Genomic DNA, 21,103 nt, shown 5'->3' with positions numbered 1-21,103 from the left:
CAATCTTGGCTCATCAATTTTCTGACAAATATTTCTCAAATAAACTTCGAGTCATTTCTACCATCAATCAATGAAAATAATTTCGATCGATCAACCAGTAAAAATCCACACAAGTTGTTCTTCATAATCTCTTAATGATCTTCTTGCTGATTCGTCACCAGCAAGCTAGGTCGGCTATATTACACTGAATTTCTAAAGTGTCAATCCGTAATTCAAATTAATTTGAACTTAACCAACAAAACCCAATCTTAACACCTCGTGCTAAGTTACTGTTTTATCAGAAGTTTTAATCTTCATCACTGCCGATGGATGTGCATTCTACAGCATTTCACACCCAACACAACCCCTATTTCTAAATAATTCAGCAAAAACCCAACGACTGTTTATTTATTCTACAAAAAGTGCAGGTTTCCCTATTTCCTGAGTAAAAAATATACATTCCAAGGAGGTTTATAGTGTTTATTTACTTATAAAAGATATTTCTGGTGGATTTCAGATTTATATTGTAATTCATCTTTTCTTTAGTAAGAAAAATATAGATATCAAGACTGATAAATTATTTATATTTCCCTTTTATATAAATGCTGAGGAACGCATACACTTCACCAAAATAAAATAGTATGAAAATGAGAATGCCTCAATATTCCCCCATCCTTAAACGCATCATAATCCTTCTTCAGCAAAAGACATAAAATAAAAAACCCATCTCACCTGCATAGCTATATTGAGTGAAAAATAAATTGATATAGAGATACAAGTGATTACATAAACAATTATTAAAAAGGCGACTATAAATAATATTGTGTATTTTTTATACTTATTAAATTTTAGGCATAAAAAAACCGCTTAACGCGGTATCTTTTATCTCGACCATCTTTAAGGAGATGGTCGGAGCAGTAGGATTCGAACCTACGACCCCCTGGTCCCAAACCAGGTGCACTACCAGGCTGTGCTATGCTCCGATTTCAACTTTAAAAGTTGGGGTGAATGACGGGATTCGAACCCGCGACAACTGGAATCACAATCCAGGGCTCTACCAACTGAGCTACATCCACCATCATTTTGATTCTTAACATCAAGCGACCAAATGGCGCGCCTGACAGGATTCGAACCTGTGACCATCCGCTTAGAAGGCGGATGCTCTATCCAACTGAGCTACAAGCGCGTTACTGATGCAAACATCATTTGCCTTGAAGAATTGGTCGGAGCAGTAGGATTCGAACCTACGACCCCCTGGTCCCAAACCAGGTGCACTACCAGGCTGTGCTATGCTCCGATTCATCTCAGCTTTCGTATCGAACATCGTTCGGTACGGTGTGCATTCTAGGCGTGACGCCCGGAGACGTCAACACCTATCTTAAAAAAAAACCTAAAAAACGCGCCAAGCGTTTATTTATCAAGCGCTTCAGACATTTTTTATACAAATTTTAACGTTTTAGTCCGGCACTAAAATTCAACATGCGATCTAGAGGCAGTTTTGCGCGTTCAGCCAGTACAGGATCGACATGTACTTCCTGATCCTTATGCTGTAATACATGCAAAATACCATCCAGCTCATTCATTGCCATCCACGGACAATGCGCACAAGAACGACAGGTTGCCCCTTCCCCCGCAGTTGGTGCCTCAATCAGGATTTTATCGGGAACTGCTTGCTGCATTTTATAGAAGATACCACGATCCGTAGCCACAACTAAACGCTGATGTGGCAAAGTCTGTGCGGCTTTAATCAGTTGCGAGGTACTGCCTACTGCATCGGCAATCTCGACTACAGACATGGGGGATTCCGGATGTACCAACACCGCAGCATCGGGATAGAGTGCTTTCATATTGACAATACCGCGTGAACGGAATTCTTCATGCACGATACAGGCACCATCCCAGAGCAACATTTCTGCACCGGTTTTGCTTTGGATATATCGGCCCAAGTGCTGATCCGGCGCCCAGATAATTTTTTCACCGAGACTATCCAGATGTTCAATAATTTCCACTGCACAGCTAGAAGTCACTACCCAATCGGCACGCGCTTTCACCGCTGCGGAAGTATTGGCATACACCACCACGGTATGATCGGGGTGCGCATCGCAAAAAGCTGTAAATTCATCAACCGGACAACCAAGATCCAGTGAACAGGTTGCTTCCAGGGTTGGCATCAGCACGGTTTTATCTGGAGATAAAATTTTTGAGGTTTCACCCATAAATTTCACTCCTGCCACCACCAACGTAGAGGCTGGATGATCGCGACCAAAACGTGCCATTTCCAGAGAATCCGAAACACAACCACCGGTCAACTCAGCCAGTTCTTGCACTTCAGGATCGCAATAATAATGCGCCACCAAAACGGCATCCTGTTTTTCCAGTTCAGCCTTGATTTGTGCAAATTTGTCTAATTTTTCCTGCTGGCTCATTTGATGTTCTTGAGGAACGCCTAAACGATCTAAATGCGCCTGCACAATCGACTTTGCTTCATTGGCTATTAATTTGGTCGCACTATTCATAACAACTTTTACTCTATCCTAATTATCCGTTATGACACGGACATTTACCCTACACCCTAATCACAATTGGCAAAATGCCATTTTTGACCAGTCATTAAAAATCATAAGATATAAAAAAAGCCCCACAACGGAGGCTTTAGAAACGATCTGAATTATGAACGATAATCTGCATTAATCTTGACGTAATCATAAGACAGGTCACAGGTATAGACCGTGTCTTTCGCTGTACCACGTCCAAGATCAACACGAATCGTCATTTCAGCTTGGGCCATCACACCTGCACCAGCTGCTTCAGTATAGTCTGCCGCCGCACCACCATCTTTACAGATTTGTACATCATCTAACCAAACCTGAATTTTTGCAACGTCTAAATTCGGCACACCAGCATAACCAATCGCTGCCAGAATACGCCCCCAGTTTGGATCAGAAGCAAAAATCGCAGTTTTAACCAATGGCGAATGTGCAATGCTATAAGCCACATCACAGCATTCCTGAATATTAGCACCACCTTCTACCGCAACTGTAATAAATTTGGTGGCACCTTCACCATCACGCACAATCAGTTGCGCCAAGCGTTTCATGATACGCATTAACACATCAAGCACGACTGCATAACGTGGATCTTCAGTCGAAGTAATTTCAGCCCCCCCGCCTTGACCTGTGGCAATCAAGATGCAGGAATCATTGGTTGAAGTATCACCATCGATAGTAATGCGGTTAAACGACACATTTACTGTTTCTGTTAATAACTGCTGAACCAGTTCACGGCTGATTGGAGCATCGGTTGCCACATAACCCAGCATAGTCGCCATATTTGGACGAATCATGCCGGCACCCTTGGAAATACCGGTCATGGTATAGGTGACACCATCCAGCTCGAACTGCTCTGAAGCGCCTTTCGGTGTAGTATCTGTGGTCATGATTCCCGTTGCAGCATCGACCCAGGCATCATCACGCAATGAGTCTAGCGCAGGTTGTAAACCGCTGAGCAAACGCTCCATTGGCAATTGCTCGCCAATGACACCCGTAGAGAATGGTAAGACTTCAGCAGCCTGTACCCCTGCCAGTTCAGCCAGCTTGGCACAGGTGGCTTCTGCATTTGCCATGCCTGTAGGGCCGGTTCCTGCATTGGCATTGCCGGTATTGATCACCAGGTAACGCGGATTCCCTACCTGTAAATGCGCTTTAGATACATGCACAGGGGCTGCACAGAAGGCATTTTGAGTAAATACCCCTGCAACATTGGAGCCTGCAGCCAGTTCAAATATCACCAGGTCACGTCGGTTCTGATAGCGCACATAGGCTTCAGCCGAACCAATTTTAACCCCTTTCACCACATGCATCTGTGGCATAGATACGTCACCAACTGCCATTTTAAAGTCCAATATTGAAGTTTCGGAAAAATACAGCTTAGTTGATCTGCAACAAAAAATCGAGCCAAAGCCTGAGTCAGCTTGAGATTTATGATGGATTTTCACAATAAAAAACCAGTCATCAAGACTGGTTTCTGCATTTTAAAAAATCGGAGATTTTAATTTTTCGCAAGTTGCCCTGCTTCATTTAATAAAGCCTGCTTCGCTTGCTGCTGACTCGCGGCAGAAAGTGCCGGATTAGATGCCACAATACGATCTGCATTGGCCGCATTGGCCGGTGCGATCGCAGCGGTCTGCAACACAATCGGGCGATTCTGATTGGCAAAGGTATAACGAATCCCGGTACGCGGGCTGGCCACGGTCACTTGTTCATCTGTACGTTGTACTTGAGCTGTAGTAGAACCCACTGCTTGCTGAACTTTATCAAGTGTCGTGGTGGCTGCAGTTTCTGCAAAACTTAAAGCAGGCATGGCCAAAGCGGCAATCATGAGCGTTTTTAATACTTTTTTCATTCAGGTTATTCCACTTTTCGGTGTTGAATGAGCCATTAAATACCATTTAATCCGCAGGACTGCAAATAGTATTCAGTTTCTGAAAAATCTTTATACATAAAAAATCAGAGCCATGTGGCTCTGATTTTCAATATCGCTTAGATTCTGCCATGACACTGTTTATATTTCAGGCCTGAACCACATGGACAAGGTGCATTACGGCTTGCCGGCGCTTCAAAGACTGGCGCTACCGGATTTGCCTCAGCATTTTGTTCAGTCGTATTTTCATGTTCATCTACCAGTAAACCGTCGAACTCATCATGAGATAACTGCAAACGCATTGCCTCAGCCTGTGCCAGCTGCTGCGCTTCCATTTCAGCCAGCTCTTCAGGTGTTGGAACATGAATACGCGATAAATCTGTAACGACATCCGATTTGATGACACCCAGCATATTCACAAACAGGTTATAGGCTTCTTTTTTATATTCCTGCTCTGGATTTTTCTGTGCATAGCCACGTAAATGGATGCCCTGACGCAAGTAATCCATCGCTGCCAGATGTTCTTTCCAGTGACGATCCAGAGAATTCAGCATAAAGTGACGTTCAAGCGATGCTGCAGATTCCGCACCCATTTGTTCACGACGTGAACGGTAACGATTCAGTACTTCATCGCTAATACGCACCACCAATGCCTCTTCATCGAGACGACGGTCCTGTTCCAGCCATTGTGCGATAGGAAGATCCAGTGACATGTCTTCACGCAAGGCCAATTCCAGACCTTCAATATCCCACTGGTCATGAATCGACTCAGGCGGAATATAATTGGCAATTACACCCTGCATCACTTCACGGATCATTTCTTCAATATAATCTTGCAGCGAATTTTCTGCCAGAATGTCATCACGCTGACTATAAATAATCTTACGCTGTTCGTTATTCACGTCATCGTATTTCAGCAAGTTCTTACGAATATCGAAGTTACGTGCTTCGACTTTACGCTGTGCATTCTCAATCGAGCGAGACACCATTTTGTGTTCAATCGCTTCATCTTCCTGCAAGCCCATGGCACGCATCATACCCACCACACGGTCACCGGCGAAAATACGCATCAAGTCATCTTCAAGCGACAGGTAGAAACGCGATACACCCGGATCCCCCTGACGGCCTGCACGACCACGCAACTGGTTATCGATACGGCGTGATTCATGACGTTCAGAACCGATAATATGCAAGCCACCCGAATCCAGAACAGATTGATGATTAACATCCCATTCCGCTTTCAGACGCGCTTCGTCATCGCTTGTCGGATTTTCAATTTTGGCCAGCAATGCTTTCCAGTTACCACCCAGCAGAATATCGGTACCACGCCCCGCCATGTTGGTGGCAATGGTTACGGCACGCGGCGCACCAGCTTGCGCAATAATATCCGCTTCACGTTCGTGCTGTTTGGCATTCAGTACTTCGTGGGTAATGCCCGCAGCTTTCAGCTTATCGGATAGAATCTCAGATGCTTCGATGGTTGCCGTACCAATCAAGATTGGCGCAACACCGGCTTCATGCACACGCTGAATTTCTTGAATAATCGCGTTATATTTGCCTTCACGATTTAAATAGATTAAATCGTTCTGGTCATCACGGATCATTGGACGATGGGTCGGAATCAGCACCACATCCAGACCATAAATTTCTTTCATTTCCGCGGCTTCAGTATCAGCGGTACCGGTCATACCCGATAATTTTTTATACAGACGGAAATAGTTCTGGAAGGTTGTGGTTGCCAGGGTCTGGTTCTCTGGTTGAATTTCCAGACCTTCTTTGGCTTCTACCGCCTGATGCAAACCTTCAGACCAGCGACGGCCCGGCATGGTACGACCGGTATTTTCATCGACGATAATCACTTCACCATCATTGATGATGTATTGCACGTTACGTTGATATAAATAATGGGCACGAATTGCCGCAGTCACATGATGCAACAGATTCAGGTTCGACGCTGAATACAAGCTCTCGCCTTCTGCCAACAAGCCCATTTCAATCAGTTCACTTTCAATGGTTTCAAAACCCACTTCAGTAATTTCAACTGAACGCTGTTTTTCATCAATCCAGAAGTGACCGCCATCCGGCACTTTCTCTTCTTTCTGTGCCTGTAATTTTGGTGGAATATTATTAATGGCTGCATAAAGCTGTGAAGAATCTTCACTTTGACCGGAAATAATCAGCGGAGTACGTGCTTCATCAATCAGGATCGAATCGACCTCATCAATAATCGCATAGGTTAAACCACGCTGCTTTTTCTCAGCCAGCGAGAACACCATGTTGTCACGCAGGTAATCAAAGCCAAATTCGTTATTGGTACCGTAGGTAATATCGGCACGATAAGCTTCCGCTTTTTCCATCGGATTTTGCATGGAATAAATAATCCCGATGCTTAAACCCAAAAATTCAAATAATGGACGGTTGAGCTCGGCATCACGTTGTGCCAGGTAATCGTTCACGGTAATGACATGCACACCCTGACCGCTGATGGCATTCAGGTAACAGGCCAAGGTACCCATCAGGGTTTTACCCTCACCGGTACGCATCTCTGCAATTTTACCTTCGTGCAAGGTAATACCACCGATCAGCTGCACGTCATAATGACGCATGCCCATCACCCGCTTGGCGGCTTCACGACAGACTGCAAATGCTTCAGGCAATAATTTATCGAGGTTTTCACCCTTATTATATCGTTGTTTGAATTCTTCAGTTTTCGCAGATAAGTCTGCATCGCTAAGGGTAGATATCGTCGGCTCGAGCACATTAATCTTGTCTACGATTTTACGCATGCGTTTGAGTTCGCGCTCATTTTTGGTACCGAAGATTCCTCCGATCAGACTTGCCAACATGAATAGACTCTCTAAATCTTGCTTGTCAAATGAATATGTTCTTAGTCGTTATTATGGTGCTAGAAATTTGAACTACAAGGGTTTTGCTATAAAACCGCTGAAAAAAATCTGATCCTGAGTTCTAGCCCCGAGATCTAAGGCAAAGTAATGTAGCAAACTTTAGCTGTGCAATATAGTCAATTAGACGACTGATTTGTTTGATTCTAGATAGATAAAACAAATCACTTATGCTATTTATTCATAAAGAAAGCTAAAAACACTATTTTTAATCATAAAAAAATTAGTTCATATTAAATCTCATCTCTACATTAAAAGACCAATTGAGGCAAAAAGATGAGTTTACGTCTAGGCGACACCGCACCGAATTTTGAACAGAAATCCAGTGAAGGCCTGATTAATTTTTATGATTTTCTGGGCGATAGCTGGGGCATTTTATTTTCACATCCGGCGGACTATACGCCGGTATGTACCACTGAACTTGGCTATACCGCAAAGCTGAAGGATGAATTTGAAAAACGTGGTGTCAAAGCCATTGCCTTATCGGTTGATGATGTTGAATCACATAAGGGCTGGATTAAAGACATCAATGAAACCCAGAATACCACAGTCAATTTTCCGATCATTGCCGATCAGGATCGTAAAGTGTCTGAGCTATATGACTTTATTCACCCGAATGCCAGTGAAACGCTCACAGTTCGCTCTTTGGTGGTCATCGATCCAAATAAGAAAGTACGTTTAATCATTACCTACCCTGCATCGACGGGTCGTAATTTCCATGAAATCTTGCGTGTGGTGGATTCATTACAACTCACCGACAGCCATAAAGTCGCAACACCTGCCAATTGGCAGCATGGCGATGATGTGGTGATTGTGCCATCGCTAAAAGATGAGACTGAAATTGCACAACGTTTTCCTAAAGGGTATACCGCGATCACGCCTTACCTGCGCTTAACGCCACATCCTGAGTGAGGATCAGCAAGACACTGCTTCGCCCTGAGGAATATATTCCGCAAGAAGACGAGAAGCTATGCTTCGAGCAACAAATTAAAACGATTCCTTTTTAATTTTGCGCAACACAAGTGAAGTGCGCAGTAATAGATAAGCAGAGCACTGCTCTGTTCATAAAGAATATGTATAAGTACATCCACTCTTAACGTTGATGTATCTATATAAAAAGCAGCAAGATTAAAACTGAATTTCTAACCCGAATGACGTGCCGGTTTCGAAGTTCATCACCAGCCTATCTTTAGATAGGCTTTTTTAATCCTGAGAGTTTTGTCACCTTTTTAATTTTTGCTCCCCAATAAAAATGGATCCAGGCATAACCTGAATCCATTTTAAACCAAAGTACAGTAATACGCTGTCTTAGTTACGCTTATCTAAAGGCACCCAGTCAATCACCCAGGCAGATTTCATATTCAGACTGTCATCTGCAGCGATTTTTTTACGCGAAGCATCAGCAGTTTCCCGATCCTTTGATGGACCGACCATGATACGAATCCCTTTAGAGGTTGGACTCTTGGTCACTTTATAACCCTTGGCACGCAGTTTTGCCGCAACCGCATCTGCATTGGCTTCATTGGCTGCCAGTGCGACCTGCACCATCCACTGCTTGTCACTTTCACCTTCCAGCAATTTACGTGCCTGCTCAGCTTCTGCTTTCTTTTTGGCGTCTTCTGCTGCCTTTTTCTTGGCTTCTTCAGCCTTACGTTTGTCTTCGGCTTTACGTTTTTCTTCGGCGGCTTTACGTTCAGCTTCTTTCTTCTCGGCTGCCTTACGCTCTTCCTCAGCCCTACGTTTTGCCTCAGCCGTCTTACGTTCTGCTTCGGCTTTTTGCTGTTGCTCCAATTTACGTTTTTCTTCAGCCGCTTTGCTTTCAGCGGCTTTACGCTCCGCTTCTTTCTTGGCCGCTTCAGTTGAACTGTTGGCTTTTTGCTGCTCAAGCTTCTGCAGGGCTAGCTTTTTGTCTTGTGCAGCCTTTTCTTCAGCCAAGCGTTTCTGTTTGGCCTGTTCGTCTTCGACCAGTTCTGGTGGAATATTATCCGAGCTTTGCTGTCCCATACGATGCGCATTAAGTGCAGCATATTCTTCAGCCGCTTTACGCGCCGCATCTGCTTCTGCCTGCTGCTGCATCGCTAAAAATTCAGCCGCACGAGCCTCCTGCTCTGCCACAGATTTTTCCCGATCACGGCGTTGCTGTTCAAGTAAACGCTTTTCTGTTTCCACATCGACCGTCAAGGAACCCAGCGAATGATTCACTGCATCCTTAGTTTCCACTTCCGCAACCTGTGCCGGTTTCTGCTGACGATCCTGCTTGATTTCATCTTGACCTTTCAGGAGTAATGCTGCCAATAAAACACCACCACCGAGTAAAACAACACCGCCCATCCAGCGCTGTTTGTTATTCATTGACATTCTTCCAAATACTCCCATACCGCTTCTAAGGTATGAAATGATCCACATACCAAAATCAGCTGATTATTATCTGTTTGATCCAGTGCTGATTTAAAAGCTAATTTCACATTGTCAAATTGTTCTACCGCCTCACCGCCTAGAGCTTCAGCCAAAACTGTGAGCTCTGCCGCACGTGGGACGGATAATGGTGCAATTTTCCACAATTGAACCGTGTCTTTCAATAACTTGGTGACAGAATTTATATCTTTATCTGCCAACATTGAAAACACACAAACGATATTTTTATAGTTTTGATTGTAATTTAAATAGTTTCGCAACTGTTTCAGCAGAAACTCGACCCCATGCGGATTATGTCCGGCATCAAAAATCACGGTTTTATTCTGGATTTGACAGACTTCAAAACGTCCCGGCAACTTTGCCGTTTGAATCCCTTGTGCAATCGCCTGCTGACTGACGTTTAATCCGCTCAGCAGAATGGTAGCCACAGCGGTAGAAATATTATCTAGCGCCAGTGAACCTGTTGGGAGTTTTAAGGTCGTACCTGAAGAAGCAAATGCCCAGCTTTGCCCATCTTCAAAGGCTTCATAGAAATAATCACGATTCACCGCATATAGGGGCGCGTTGCATTGCTGAGTTTTATCTAAAATGGCTTGTGGAATCTGTTGCTGTCCACCAAACACCACCGGAATATTCGGCCGGATAATTCCGGCTTTTTCAAAGGCAATTTTCTCGATGCTATCACCGAGCCAATCGGTATGATCCAGACCAATATTGGTAATCACTGCTACATCCGGATTAACCACATTGACCACATCTAGACGACCGCCCAGACCGACTTCCAGCACCCAGACATCACATAACTGATCTTTAAAAATCACAAAAGCGGCCAAAGTGGTCGCTTCAAAGAAAGACAGGCTCAAATCACATTCGCGACGAGCCTGGTCCACCTGAACAAAAGCATCCACCAACAACTGATCTTCAACTTCAATGCCGCGCAATTTTACCCGCTCATTGAAACGGTACACGTGTGGAGATTGATACAGTCCGACCTTGAAGCCTTGTGCATTCAAAATCGCAGCCAGTGTGGTGGTGGTTGAACCCTTACCATTGGTTCCAGCCACCGTCAGCACTTTGGCCGCCGGACGTGTCACACCGAGCTTTTCAGCCACCGGAATAACCCGTTCCAGACCTAAATCAATACCCGTAACGTGAACATGGCTCCAATAATCGAGCCATGTACTTAAAGAATCTGTTGCTAGCGGTGCTGTGTTCAATGCAGGTTCATCAATTTCGTAACAATACGGTAAACTGTATCACGTAATGCGTGACGGTGAACAATCTGATCGATTACCCCATGATCAAGCAAATATTCCGCGCGCTGGAACGGTTCTTCCAGTTTTTCACGGACAGTTTGTTCGATCACTCGTTTACCGGCAAAGCCAATCATCGCCTTCGGTTCAGCCAGATGTACATCACCCAGCATCGCCAATGATGCAGTGACACCACCGTATACCGGATGCGTCAATACCACCACATAAGGCAGGCCTGCTTCTTTTAAACGCTGGATAGCAGCCGAAGTACGTGCCATTTGCATCAAGGACAACATGCCTTCCTGCATACGTGCACCGCCTGAAGCAGCAAAGCAGATCAAGGGCTGACGGGCTTCAATCGCACGCTCTGCCGCCTGAACAAAACGGTCACCGACCACTGTCCCCATAGAGCCGCCCATGAAATCGAATTCAAATGCACAGGCAATCATTGGGACATCTTTTAGCAGGCCTTGAATCACGACCAACGCTTCGGTTTCGCCGGTTTTCTTTTGCGCTTCTGCCATACGCTCTGGATAAGCTTTGCTATCGACAAACTTTAACGGATCTTTAGCCTTAAACTCCTGACCCAGTTCAGTCTGTACCTGGTCAAAGAACCAGTTCAGGCGATCACGGGCTTTCATGCGTAAATGCTCATCACACTGCGGACAAACATAGGCATTGAATGACATCGCGGTACGGGTCACCAAAGCATGACATTCAGGACACTCGACCGTAGGCTCGGTAAATGTCGCTTTGTAGATCGTTTGCTCATCAGGTACATGAATGCCTGGAACAATGCGTTCCGTCCATGGGGTCGATGGGCTCAGAATTTTGCCTGATTTCACGGGTTGACTCATACTATAACTCATCGAGCGCTGCTCGAAGCTCCTTGACTTTATTCACCGTCGCAATAACGGCTTGTTCTGGTGCAAGCGTTGCAAACTGCTTTACAAACGCACTTCCCACAATAACTGCATCGGCAGCAACACCCATCGCTTTCGCAGATGCAGCATCGCTGATACCGAAACCTACGCCTACAGGAACATCAGTCACAGCTTTAATCTTTTGAATGCGGGCAGCGGCTTCAGAGACATCTAAAGTTGCTGCACCGGTCACGCCTTTCAAGGATACATAGTAGATAAAGCCAGTGGCCTGTTTCGCTACGTGTTGAATACGTGCATCGGTTGAAGTGGGTGCCAGCAGGAAAATCTGATCCATGTCATATTTTTCCAGTACTTCACCCAGACTTTGTGCTTCCTCTGGCGGTAAGTCCACCAGCAGCACGCCATCTACTCCACATTCGTAAGCATAAGCCACAAACTTTTCATAGCCAATCACTTCGACCGGATTCAGATAACCCATCAGCACCACAGGTGTTTCGCGATCTTTCAAGCGAAATTCTTTCACCATGTGCAGTGCGTCCAAAGTATTGGTTCCGCCTGCCAGCGCACGTTCAGCCGCTAAAGCAATTACGGGACCATCTGCCATCGGGTCGGAGAAAGGAAGACCCAGCTCAATCACATCGACACCCGCCTCTACCATTGCATGGAGCAAAGGTACAGTGACCTCTGGATGCGGATCACCAGCCATCACATAAGAAACTAAAGCTTTACGCTGTTGAGATTTAAGTTGTTCAAATCGTGTGGCTAAACGTGACATAGGGCTGAGCTTTCCTTAACGTGTTTCAAACTTGAGGCATTGACTATGTAAAAATACAAGACGTCGCATTGTAACGCTATTTTTTGTCCAATGAACAGTCTGCGATACCGACCTCGAGTATTTCATTTCCTGTACGAAGATTTCAAAACAATTCGGAAGGGTCTATTTACGATTATTTTGATTTTTTTCACAATGATCAAAGATGCCTAATTTTGCTATTAGCTAAAATCCTGAATATTTAGATAAACTTATTTTTATCATGCAAAAATTAATAAAAATGCAGATGTTAGCGCATTCATTTAAAGTTTTCTGAAATTGCAAAACCTGCTTTATACTAGTCCTATTCTCTTACTTTTTTATCTCCTATGCAGACTGATTCTGAGGCTACAGTGCAGGCACGCGCCATTGCACTGCTGCCGCTTATTGTATTTTTAACCCTGTTTTTGGGTAGCGGGATCTATCATTCCCTGATTGGAACCGAATTCGCGTTCTATCAGGTGAAAGCGCCTGTTGCTGCCCTGCCTGCGATTATTTTGGCTGCATTGGTGTATCGCGGCAAACTCAATCAGGGCATTGAAGCCTTTCTAAAAGGGGCCAGTCATCCGAACTTAATTTTGATGTTTATGGTGTTTATGCTGGCCGGTGCCTTTGCCAGCGTCAGTAGTGCCATTGGCAGTGTGGATGCCACGGTACAACTGGGCCTGTCGATTATTCCGCCTGAATTTATCCTGCCAATGCTGTTTATTATCTCGGCTTTTATTGCCACGGCGATGGGCACCTCCATGGGAACCATTGCTGCCTGTGCCCCGATTGCCTTTGGTTTTACCCAGGTCACCGATATTAATGTGATCTACGCCATTGGTGCAGTCGTAGGCGGTGCCATGTTCGGTGACAACCTTTCCATGATTTCAGATACCACCATTGCAGCCACCACCAGCCAACGGGTGCAATTGCGTGACAAGTTTAAAGTCAATGTCTGGATTGCTGTACCGGCATCGATTGCCACCATCTTGATTTATGCTTTGAGTAGCAGTAGTTCCAGCGCTGTAGAATATAAAGATTTTAACTGGTTACTGGTCTTACCTTATATTGCAGTGTTTATTTTGGCGTTTAGTCGGCTGCATGTTCTGGCTGTTCTGAGCATCGGGGTTCTGCTTTCCGGTGTATTTGGCCTGTTTGTCACAACTGAATTTGATCTGCTCAAGCTGAATAATTCCATTTATGACGGCTTTGTCGGCATGTTTGAAGTGGCATTATTGTCCATGTTCCTGGGTGGCCTATCGGCAATCATGCAACGTGAAGGTGGTTTACGCTGGCTGATCGAACGTATTTATAGCCTGACCCGTCTGTTTAAGCTCGGCCGTCAACGTGCCGGTGAAATCGGGATCAGCTTTCTGGTGGTGTTTTCGAATATCTTTGTGGCCAATAATACCGTGGCGATTATTCTGTCTGGCGATATGGCACGTGAAGTGGCCAAAGAATACGGCGTGGATCCCAGACGCTCTGCTGCGCTAATGGATATTTTCTCCTGCGTGGTACAAGGTCTGATTCCTTATGGTGCACAGTTGCTCCTCGCCTGCTCGATTGCAAAAATCTCACCGGTTGAACTGATTGGCGGCTTGTACTATTGCTGGATTCTGGCCATCTTCGCAATTGCTGCGATTGCGTTGAGATTCCCCAACCTTAAAGCAACCGCTTAATCTCTGTATCATCCTCACATCAAAAAGCGATCTGATTGGGTCGCTTTTTTATTGCTGTGCATGCTTTAACTGTTTCTTGCGCTGGAACAAAGTCTGTCCGGTGGCTGCTTTATAGGCGCGGGCCAAGGCCGACTGGTCGGAATAATCCAGCGCTTCAGCAATCTCGCTCAGACTAAGCCCCTGCTGTAACAAAATCTCACAGCGTTTGATGCGCTGCTGTTGCAGCAGTTTTTTAAATGAAGTTTGATATATGCTGAATAAGCGTTGCAAGCTTCGGGTCGACATCCACAACTGCTGGGCAAGCTGCTCAATTTTGATCGCCTGTTGCCTGGTTCGCAACTGTTCGGCAATGATTTGCTGTGCTTGCTGCAAGGTATTTTCAACAGGTACTTTTGCTGCAATCGCCTGTTCCGCCTGAAGAGTCAGCAACTGCAATAATATGGGGTCAGCATGCTCAGACCCATGAGCTAACCCCTGTACATCCAGTTCCAGAGCATAATAATCTTGAGAAAACTGAACCTCACAGGCAAAGAATTTTTGATAATGCATTTGTGCCATTTCAGCTGCATGAGCCAGTCGTACACAACGCAATAAAAGTGGCTGCTCTTGCAAAATAACCCGTCCCAGTTGCACCATTGCTGCCATGGTGAGCTCATTTAACAAATTATATTTTTCATCTAAATAGCCCCAATAGAGTTCCATACTGTGTTCATGCTGCTTCAACTGTAAAGGCACGAATTCACTGCCATCAATCACCAGCCGCTGAAAGCGCATGCTATAGCCGATCATTTCCGCGACACTACTGCTACGTGAAACCATATAACCCAGTACACCAAAATGCTCAGGACGAATGACCTGCACGATTTCAAAAATCAGCTGCTGACAGTTCAGATGTTGCCGAGTAGTTAAAATAATATGATTCAACAATTCCAAAGGTACTTGTGTATCAAAAGGCTGATCGATGAGGGTCACAAGCGAGTCACGCACATCTTGCAGAAAGTCGGCAGTTAAGGGTTCAATCTCCAAATCACGCAAATAAGTCGCCCAGAGCTGAAGATAACCATTGGATATTTTTATGTCTTGCATGTGCGATTCTCGCTGGCAGCTCTAATCTGACCAGTTTTATTTTCATTTGGCATAAAATGTATAAAAATTGGCAAGCTCTGTCAAAACAATGGCGAGATTCGCCGACATACTGTCAGCATCGTCACAAAAAAGAATCTACAAGATGAATGCCATATTAAAATCCGCCCTACAGCCTGTGGTTCGCACCCAACTTGATTTTAAACTGGATGAAATTCCACGTTACTGGTTCGGCGGCGATCCCTTTATGACACGCATGTTCGATGCCCTGAGCCTGACCTTTCCAGACGGCGAGCGCTATTTTATTCAGAGTATCCGCCTGTTCCGCGATCAGATCCAGGACCCGGAGCTGCAACAACGTGTCGCGGATTTTATCCGCCAGGAAGCCCAGCACGGCATCGCGCATGACAAAATGAATCAGTTGATGCGCGAGCAAGGCATGCCTGTAGACCAATTTATTGAACGTTTAAATAAAATTTTCAATTATGATCTGAAGCACCGCTCACCCCAGTTTAATATTGCCATTACCGCTGCGGCAGAGCATTTAACGGCGCTTATGGCAGAAACTTTTTATGGACAAAAACAGACCCTGAAAGATGCCCATCCTTTTGTACGGGCATTATTGGCCTGGCATGCCATTGAGGAAATGGAACACCGCGATGTAGCTTTTGATGTGATGAAAAATGTGGCTAAAACCCCAGAATTTACCCGTCGAGCCACCTTAGTCAGCACGACCATTTTAATGTTTAGTTTTACCGTCTACCGTGCCAATGTCATGCTGAAACATGATGGCTTTAGCCTCTTGCAACGCTTGCAGATGAATATCAAGAGCTTACCCTGGTTTTTTGGCCCAAAAGGCACATTGACCCGAATGGGCAAACAGTATCGAGACTGGTTTAAAAAAGACTTTCATCCGAGTCAGCACCCAGTGATTGCCCAATACGAGGTCTGGATCAACACCCTAAATGAAACCGGCGATCCGATTCAAGCCGGTGAAGCCTTCTGGCAGGCCGCAAAAGACTAAACGTGAGCATCGCTTAAATCAAAAAGCCTTCAAAATTGAAGGCTTTTTGATTTAAGCTGATTTACCATTTGGCATAATGCTGCTCAAGCAAGGCATATTCATTCAGTAAAATAATTTCCTGATCATCCTGCTGAATGGTGCCACAGACTTTGGCCTGCCACTGGCTAAACTGGCTGCCGACCAGACGCAAATTCAGATTTTCATAACGTCGCCAGCCTGTGCTTACAGTCAGATTTAGCTTTTCATCTAGCGATTGAATCGTCCATTGAGTTTCGGATTCCTGCTGAAAGAGCACATCAGCCAATGGATAAATTTTCCCGTTGATCCACAAACAGTTTTCATTACCAAAGCTTTCGTTAACACCGGATGCTAAATTAATTCCAATCCGCTGATTGGTCGCATCCCAAAAGTTACACGACAACCAAAACCAGGCAGTTTCTGGACGTAGAAAACCACAGGTGTCATCCAGCAAGGCAAAAGTTCGTTCGTTAAATTGAATCTTTTGTTTTTGTTTATTTAGAAAATAGCCTTCGCAACCTAAGGTCGTGAGCTTTTGCGTATAAGTCCAACCATTAATACCAGTTGGGCTACACATACTTAAAGGATCGGTTCCTGCACAAAAGATTCGTGCACTGAGCTGAATTTCGCCGTATTTACTGACATTGATATAGCGCACACCGTTGGCATGCTGAATATCGACCTGAAAAGGCGATTTATGAAAATAACTGTGATTGAATAATGGTTGTTCATCCAGCACAGTATGGCGAGACAGGAAATTAATCGCATTCCATTCCAGAACGTCATTGGTCATATGGTTGTAGACATAGACAAAACTGTGCCCTGCCCATGCAATATCGGCAATCGCCAGCCCAATGGTATAATGTTCGTGCTGAATACTACAAAATTTGAATTTCTTATATTTTAGATGCTTACGCCAGCCTGACAGCACCTGACCATAAGGGTTCTTGTATTGATATGCCTGATAGTCAATACTTTTTGGAAGTTCCTTGAAACGTCCATAGTGCGGTTGTCCATTTGCCTGAATTAAATCCATTTAAGATGTTCCATCTCAGTCAAAAGCTGTTTTTCCTTTCCGGTATTATGCAGATTATTGAACTTTGATAAAGATTTTTTTTAAGTCACTCGTCGAATCCTGACCCTCAGCCACGCTATAGCCCTATGCTTCAGTTTTAAATCGTGAGATAGGTATTTTCCCAGCGATTCGCACTAAAATGTCCCTCGACCAGCTGTACATATCGGCCATACACCTGATCAATCGCAATGCAATCATCGACATCCAGCACCCGGTCAGTATGCTGTTTTTGCCAGTGCTTGGCGAAATAAGCTTTACCGCGCTGTTTTGCCACCATGGCATTCTGTGCCACCACCAGCACATAACGGTGCAGCTCACCAAATTCACGTGCATCATACCCCCCTAAATTAATCAGCCAAAGCTTTTCGGCAGCCTGATTCGGGGCAGCATCGCTAAATTGAACGTGATAATTTTTGCCCTCGAATTCCAGTCCATTAATTTGCGCCCAGGCATCAATATGCAGCCCTTTTTGCTCGGCAAACCAGGCATTTTTCAGTTGAGGATAGGTTTCTTCCAGAGTTTCGCCTACTGCCAGTACCACATCATGAACTTCTGTATTGGCACAGGCATGACGGCCACCAAGCATCACAATAAATAAACTGGGCATTCGATTTCCTTATTTCGCTGCAATTTTAAGAATGATTTGATCAATACTTAGAAGTATATCGCAAAGTAATTCAATGATATTGAGGTGATGATTCGTCAAGACAAATTTCCTCAATTGACCCGAAGAAATTGTCCCGAAATAGTATCTGCTTACTCAACATTTATTTGTATTTCGAGATCATCACGATCCCGCCCAATGCTCAAAAACTCATCTTCAGTGAATACAATCTGGTAGCATAAAATTTCTTTCCAGCACCACAATGATTTCTAAGCGCCGAAAATTATTTTTTTGTACAAAATACAAACACAGCTAAACCATACAAATCTGTACAAATTTTCGCCCAAATTTCAATCTAAAAGCATATTTCGTTGACTGAAATGCGCTGAAAGACGATACTCTCAATGTTTTTATTTAAGCAAATCGGTTCAATGAGGCTGGACCAAAAGTTCGGTCCTCAGAAACTCAATCCAACGCAAGGGGCTATATATGGCTGGTGGAAAGTCAACTATCATTTACACACTGACCGACGAGGCGCCATTACTGGCGACTTATTCTCTGCTGCCGATCATTGAGACCTTTACTAAGCCAGCTGGCGTTGAGATCGTCAAAAGTGACATCTCTGTAGCTGTGCGCGTGCTCTCTGAATTTACAGATTACCTAAGCGAAGAGCAAAAGGTGCCTGACACTCTAGCTGAGCTAGGTCGTCTTACACAAGATCCAGACACGAACATTATCAAACTCCCAAATATCAGTGCTTCTGTTGGCCAGCTAACAGCGTGTATCAAGGAACTCCAGTCTAAAGGCTATGCCCTTCCTGACTATCCTGAAAACCCGGCCACTGAAGAAGAAAAAGCAATCAAGGCACGTTATAGCAAATGTCTTGGTTCAGCAGTAAACCCGGTACTACGTGAAGGTAACTCAGACCGTCGTGCACCTGCTGCCGTTAAAAACTATGTGAAAAAACACCCGCACTCTATGAGCGAGTGGAAACAGTGGTCTCAAACTCACGTTTCACACATGGACGAAGGCGACTTCTACCATGGCGAAAAGTCGATGACTTTAGACCGTGCACGTAATGTGAAAATGGAATTGATCACCAAGTCTGGTGAAACCATCGTTCTTAAGCCAAAAGTTGCACTTCAAGATGGCGAAATCATCGATTCAATGTTCATGAGCAAAAAAGCGCTTTGCGATTTCTATGAAAAAGAATTAGATGATTGTAAAGAAGCCGGCATCTTGTTCTCACTTCACGTCAAAGCAACCATGATGAAAGTTTCACACCCGATCGTATTCGGTCACTGTGTGAGAATTTACTACAAAGACGCATTTGAAAAACACGGCAAGTTATTTGATGAGCTGGGCGTGAACGTAAACAACGGTATGGCTGGTCTTTATGAAAAGATCGAAACTCTACCAACCTCTGTACGTGAAGAAATCATTGCAGATCTACATGCTTGCCAAGAACACCGTCCAGCGCTTGCGATGGTTGATTCTGCCAAAGGCATCACGAACTTCCATTCACCAAACGACGTGATTGTAGATGCTTCTATGCCTGCAATGATCCGTGGTGGCGGTAAAATGTGGGGCGCTGATGGCAAACCTTATGACTGTAAAGCCGTCATGCCTGAATCAACATTCGCACGTATTTACCAGGAAATGATCAACTTCTGTAAGTGGAATGGCAATTTTGATCCACGTACAATGGGTACCGTACCGAACGTTGGTTTGATGGCGCAAAAAGCGGAAGAATACGGTTCACACGACAAAACTTTCGAGATCTCTGAAGCAGGTATTGCCAACATCGTTGATCTTGAAACTGGCGAAGTGTTGATGTCACAAAACGTGGAAGAAGGCGATATCTGGCGTATGTGTCAGGTGAAAGACGCACCGATCCGCGACTGGGTGAAACTTGCAGTAACGCGTGCACGTAACTCTGGCATGCCGGCAATCTTCTGGCTTGACCCGTACCGTCCACACGAAAATGAACTGATCAAGAAAGTTGAAAAATACCTGAAAGATCACGACACTACCGGTCTTGATATCCAGATCATGTCACAAGTACGTGCAATGCGTTATACGCTTGAACGTGTTGCGCGCGGTCTAGATACCATTTCTGTAACAGGTAACATTTTACGTGACTACCTGACTGACTTGTTCCCGATCATGGAATTGGGTACATCTGCAAAAATGTTGTCAATCGTGCCGTTAATGGCGGGTGGCGGCATGTATGAAACAGGTGCAGGCGGTTCTGCGCCTAAACACGTACAGCAGTTAGTTGAAGAAAACCACTTACGCTGGGATTCACTCGGTGAATTCATGGCGCTTGCAGTTTCTCTAGAAGAAATGGGTATTAAAGAAGGCAATGACAACATCAAGTTACTTGCTAAAACTTTAGACCGTGCAACTGGCAAATTGCTAGATAACGACAAGTCACCTTCTCGTCGTACTGGCGAACTCGACAACCGTGGTAGCCATTTCTACCTGGCGAAGTTCTGGGCTGAAGAACTTGCTGCTCAAGACGAAAATGCTGAATTGAAAGCGAAATTTGCACCACTTGCAAAAACTTTAGCTGAAAATGAAGAGAAAATCGTTACTGAGCTTGCTGAAGTTCAAGGTAAATCAGTAGACATCGGTGGTTACTACGCTGTTGATCAAGAGAAAGTAAATGCAGTGATGCGTCCAAGTGCTACTTTGAATGCAGCACTTGCTACGATCTAAGCTTTTGCAAAACTGACTTGATCAGTAATGTAAAATAAAAAAACCGGCGTCTAGGCGCCGGTTTTTTATGTCTGATTGATGTATCAAAGTTATTCAATTAATCTATTTTTCGCTATAGATATAAATCATCATCTTACTGACAAAACCACTCAAATTCAGTCAAAAACCATTTTAAGAAATGATGAAAATAAATACTTTTAAATATACAGACAATAAAAAACCCCAAGACTGAATGTGCTTGGGGTTTTTT

General features: G+C 44.5%; 15 protein-coding genes and 4 tRNA genes. 4 read left to right on the top strand and 15 right to left on the bottom strand.

Going from position 1 to position 21,103, the window contains the following annotated elements:
- Nucleotides 1–885: 885 nt before the first annotated feature.
- The 8 genes from FTT75_RS11040 to secA all read right to left on the bottom strand — a co-directional run bounded on the left by FTT75_RS11040 (nucleotide 886) and on the right by secA (nucleotide 7,244).
- Nucleotides 886–962 (bottom strand) — tRNA-Pro (locus FTT75_RS11040).
- Nucleotides 963–979: 17 nt separating this feature from the next.
- A tRNA-His gene (locus FTT75_RS11035) sits at nucleotides 980–1,055 on the bottom strand.
- A 33-nt stretch (nucleotides 1,056–1,088) separates the two neighbouring features.
- A tRNA-Arg gene (locus FTT75_RS11030) sits at nucleotides 1,089–1,165 on the bottom strand.
- 34 nt (nucleotides 1,166–1,199) lie between these two features.
- Nucleotides 1,200–1,276 (bottom strand) — tRNA-Pro (locus FTT75_RS11025).
- Between the two features lie 151 nt (nucleotides 1,277–1,427).
- Nucleotides 1,428–2,495: a quinolinate synthase NadA gene (gene nadA, locus FTT75_RS11020; protein ID WP_159138818.1), complete on the bottom strand. Its 1,068-nt coding sequence runs from the start codon at nucleotides 2,493–2,495 to the stop codon at nucleotides 1,428–1,430.
- A gap of 152 nt (nucleotides 2,496–2,647) precedes the next feature.
- Nucleotides 2,648–3,868, bottom strand: coding sequence for a bifunctional glutamate N-acetyltransferase/amino-acid acetyltransferase ArgJ (gene argJ / locus FTT75_RS11015; protein ID WP_100329823.1), 1,221 nt, complete (start codon nucleotides 3,866–3,868; stop codon nucleotides 2,648–2,650).
- Nucleotides 3,869–4,026: 158 nt separating this feature from the next.
- Nucleotides 4,027–4,380: a hypothetical protein gene (locus tag FTT75_RS11010; protein ID WP_005098054.1), complete on the bottom strand. Its 354-nt coding sequence runs from the start codon at nucleotides 4,378–4,380 to the stop codon at nucleotides 4,027–4,029.
- Nucleotides 4,381–4,517: 137 nt separating this feature from the next.
- Entirely contained in the window at nucleotides 4,518–7,244 is a 2,727-nt protein-coding gene (secA, locus tag FTT75_RS11005; protein ID WP_180186424.1) for a preprotein translocase subunit SecA, read from the bottom strand.
- A 333-nt stretch (nucleotides 7,245–7,577) separates the two neighbouring features.
- Between secA and FTT75_RS11000 the strand changes: the two genes are divergently transcribed.
- Nucleotides 7,578–8,213 carry a peroxiredoxin gene (locus FTT75_RS11000; protein ID WP_180186423.1) on the top strand — a complete coding sequence of 212 codons (636 nt, stop codon included), beginning with the start codon at nucleotides 7,578–7,580 and terminating at the stop codon, nucleotides 8,211–8,213.
- A 396-nt stretch (nucleotides 8,214–8,609) separates the two neighbouring features.
- Here the strand turns inward: FTT75_RS11000 and FTT75_RS10995 are convergent, their stop codons facing one another.
- The 4 genes from FTT75_RS10995 to trpA are packed head-to-tail and all read right to left on the bottom strand — an operon-like array spanning nucleotide 8,610 to nucleotide 12,628.
- Entirely contained in the window at nucleotides 8,610–9,659 is a 1,050-nt protein-coding gene (locus FTT75_RS10995) for an SPOR domain-containing protein (RefSeq protein WP_373686587.1), read from the bottom strand.
- On the bottom strand, nucleotides 9,650–10,933 hold the full coding sequence (gene folC / locus FTT75_RS10990) for a bifunctional tetrahydrofolate synthase/dihydrofolate synthase (RefSeq protein WP_100355751.1): 1,284 nt from the start codon (nucleotides 10,931–10,933) through the stop codon (nucleotides 9,650–9,652). Before folC ends, FTT75_RS10995 begins: the two co-directional genes overlap by 10 nt.
- On the bottom strand, nucleotides 10,930–11,826 hold the full coding sequence (gene accD, locus FTT75_RS10985; protein WP_034608357.1) for an acetyl-CoA carboxylase, carboxyltransferase subunit beta: 897 nt from the start codon (nucleotides 11,824–11,826) through the stop codon (nucleotides 10,930–10,932). Before accD ends, folC begins: the two co-directional genes overlap by 4 nt.
- Before the next feature lies 1 nt (nucleotide 11,827).
- Complete coding sequence (gene trpA / locus FTT75_RS10980) at nucleotides 11,828–12,628, bottom strand: tryptophan synthase subunit alpha (RefSeq protein WP_005098062.1); 801 nt, start codon at nucleotides 12,626–12,628, stop codon at nucleotides 11,828–11,830.
- A gap of 365 nt (nucleotides 12,629–12,993) precedes the next feature.
- Here trpA and FTT75_RS10975 point away from each other — a divergent pair, with 365 nt between their 5' ends.
- Nucleotides 12,994–14,328: a Na+/H+ antiporter NhaC family protein gene (locus FTT75_RS10975; RefSeq protein WP_180186422.1), complete on the top strand. Its 1,335-nt coding sequence runs from the start codon at nucleotides 12,994–12,996 to the stop codon at nucleotides 14,326–14,328.
- A 48-nt stretch (nucleotides 14,329–14,376) separates the two neighbouring features.
- Here the strand turns inward: FTT75_RS10975 and FTT75_RS10970 are convergent, their stop codons facing one another.
- Nucleotides 14,377–15,414, bottom strand: coding sequence for an AraC family transcriptional regulator (locus tag FTT75_RS10970; protein WP_180186421.1), 1,038 nt, complete (start codon nucleotides 15,412–15,414; stop codon nucleotides 14,377–14,379).
- Nucleotides 15,415–15,556: 142 nt separating this feature from the next.
- Here FTT75_RS10970 and FTT75_RS10965 point away from each other — a divergent pair, with 142 nt between their 5' ends.
- Nucleotides 15,557–16,435, top strand: coding sequence for a metal-dependent hydrolase (locus tag FTT75_RS10965; protein WP_180186420.1), 879 nt, complete (start codon nucleotides 15,557–15,559; stop codon nucleotides 16,433–16,435).
- 61 nt (nucleotides 16,436–16,496) lie between these two features.
- Here the strand turns inward: FTT75_RS10965 and FTT75_RS10960 are convergent, their stop codons facing one another.
- Together FTT75_RS10960 and FTT75_RS10955 are read right to left on the bottom strand one after the other, a co-directional pair.
- Complete coding sequence (locus FTT75_RS10960; protein WP_005168593.1) at nucleotides 16,497–17,489, bottom strand: DUF2804 domain-containing protein; 993 nt, start codon at nucleotides 17,487–17,489, stop codon at nucleotides 16,497–16,499.
- A gap of 136 nt (nucleotides 17,490–17,625) precedes the next feature.
- Nucleotides 17,626–18,135: a DUF1543 domain-containing protein gene (locus tag FTT75_RS10955; RefSeq protein WP_180186419.1), complete on the bottom strand. Its 510-nt coding sequence runs from the start codon at nucleotides 18,133–18,135 to the stop codon at nucleotides 17,626–17,628.
- Nucleotides 18,136–18,621: 486 nt separating this feature from the next.
- Between FTT75_RS10955 and FTT75_RS10950 the strand changes: the two genes are divergently transcribed.
- Nucleotides 18,622–20,853 carry an NADP-dependent isocitrate dehydrogenase gene (locus tag FTT75_RS10950; protein WP_100357986.1) on the top strand — a complete coding sequence of 744 codons (2,232 nt, stop codon included), beginning with the start codon at nucleotides 18,622–18,624 and terminating at the stop codon, nucleotides 20,851–20,853.
- The last annotated feature ends 250 nt before the right edge of the window (nucleotides 20,854–21,103 follow it).

Source organism: Acinetobacter sp. YH01008, from assembly GCF_013420435.1.
GTDB lineage: Bacteria > Pseudomonadota > Gammaproteobacteria > Pseudomonadales > Moraxellaceae > Acinetobacter > Acinetobacter pseudolwoffii.
This window is presented reverse-complemented; position numbering and strand designations above follow the sequence as displayed.

Coding starts and splice junctions, on each gene's coding strand:
- nadA (WP_159138818.1), bottom strand. CDS start 2,495: ATGAATAGTGCGACCAAATTAATAGCCAATGAAGCAAAGTCGATTGTG.
- argJ (WP_100329823.1), bottom strand. CDS start 3,868: ATGGCAGTTGGTGACGTATCTATGCCACAGATGCATGTGGTGAAAGGG.
- FTT75_RS11010 (WP_005098054.1), bottom strand. CDS start 4,380: ATGAAAAAAGTATTAAAAACGCTCATGATTGCCGCTTTGGCCATGCCT.
- secA (WP_180186424.1), bottom strand. CDS start 7,244: ATGTTGGCAAGTCTGATCGGAGGAATCTTCGGTACCAAAAATGAGCGC.
- FTT75_RS11000 (WP_180186423.1), top strand. CDS start 7,578: ATGAGTTTACGTCTAGGCGACACCGCACCGAATTTTGAACAGAAATCC.
- FTT75_RS10995 (WP_373686587.1), bottom strand. CDS start 9,659: ATGTCAATGAATAACAAACAGCGCTGGATGGGCGGTGTTGTTTTACTC.
- accD (WP_034608357.1), bottom strand. CDS start 11,826: ATGAGTCAACCCGTGAAATCAGGCAAAATTCTGAGCCCATCGACCCCA.
- trpA (WP_005098062.1), bottom strand. CDS start 12,628: ATGTCACGTTTAGCCACACGATTTGAACAACTTAAATCTCAACAGCGT.
- FTT75_RS10975 (WP_180186422.1), top strand. CDS start 12,994: ATGCAGACTGATTCTGAGGCTACAGTGCAGGCACGCGCCATTGCACTG.
- FTT75_RS10970 (WP_180186421.1), bottom strand. CDS start 15,414: ATGCAAGACATAAAAATATCCAATGGTTATCTTCAGCTCTGGGCGACT.
- FTT75_RS10965 (WP_180186420.1), top strand. CDS start 15,557: ATGAATGCCATATTAAAATCCGCCCTACAGCCTGTGGTTCGCACCCAA.
- FTT75_RS10960 (WP_005168593.1), bottom strand. CDS start 17,489: ATGGATTTAATTCAGGCAAATGGACAACCGCACTATGGACGTTTCAAG.
- FTT75_RS10955 (WP_180186419.1), bottom strand. CDS start 18,135: ATGCCCAGTTTATTTATTGTGATGCTTGGTGGCCGTCATGCCTGTGCC.
- FTT75_RS10950 (WP_100357986.1), top strand. CDS start 18,622: ATGGCTGGTGGAAAGTCAACTATCATTTACACACTGACCGACGAGGCG.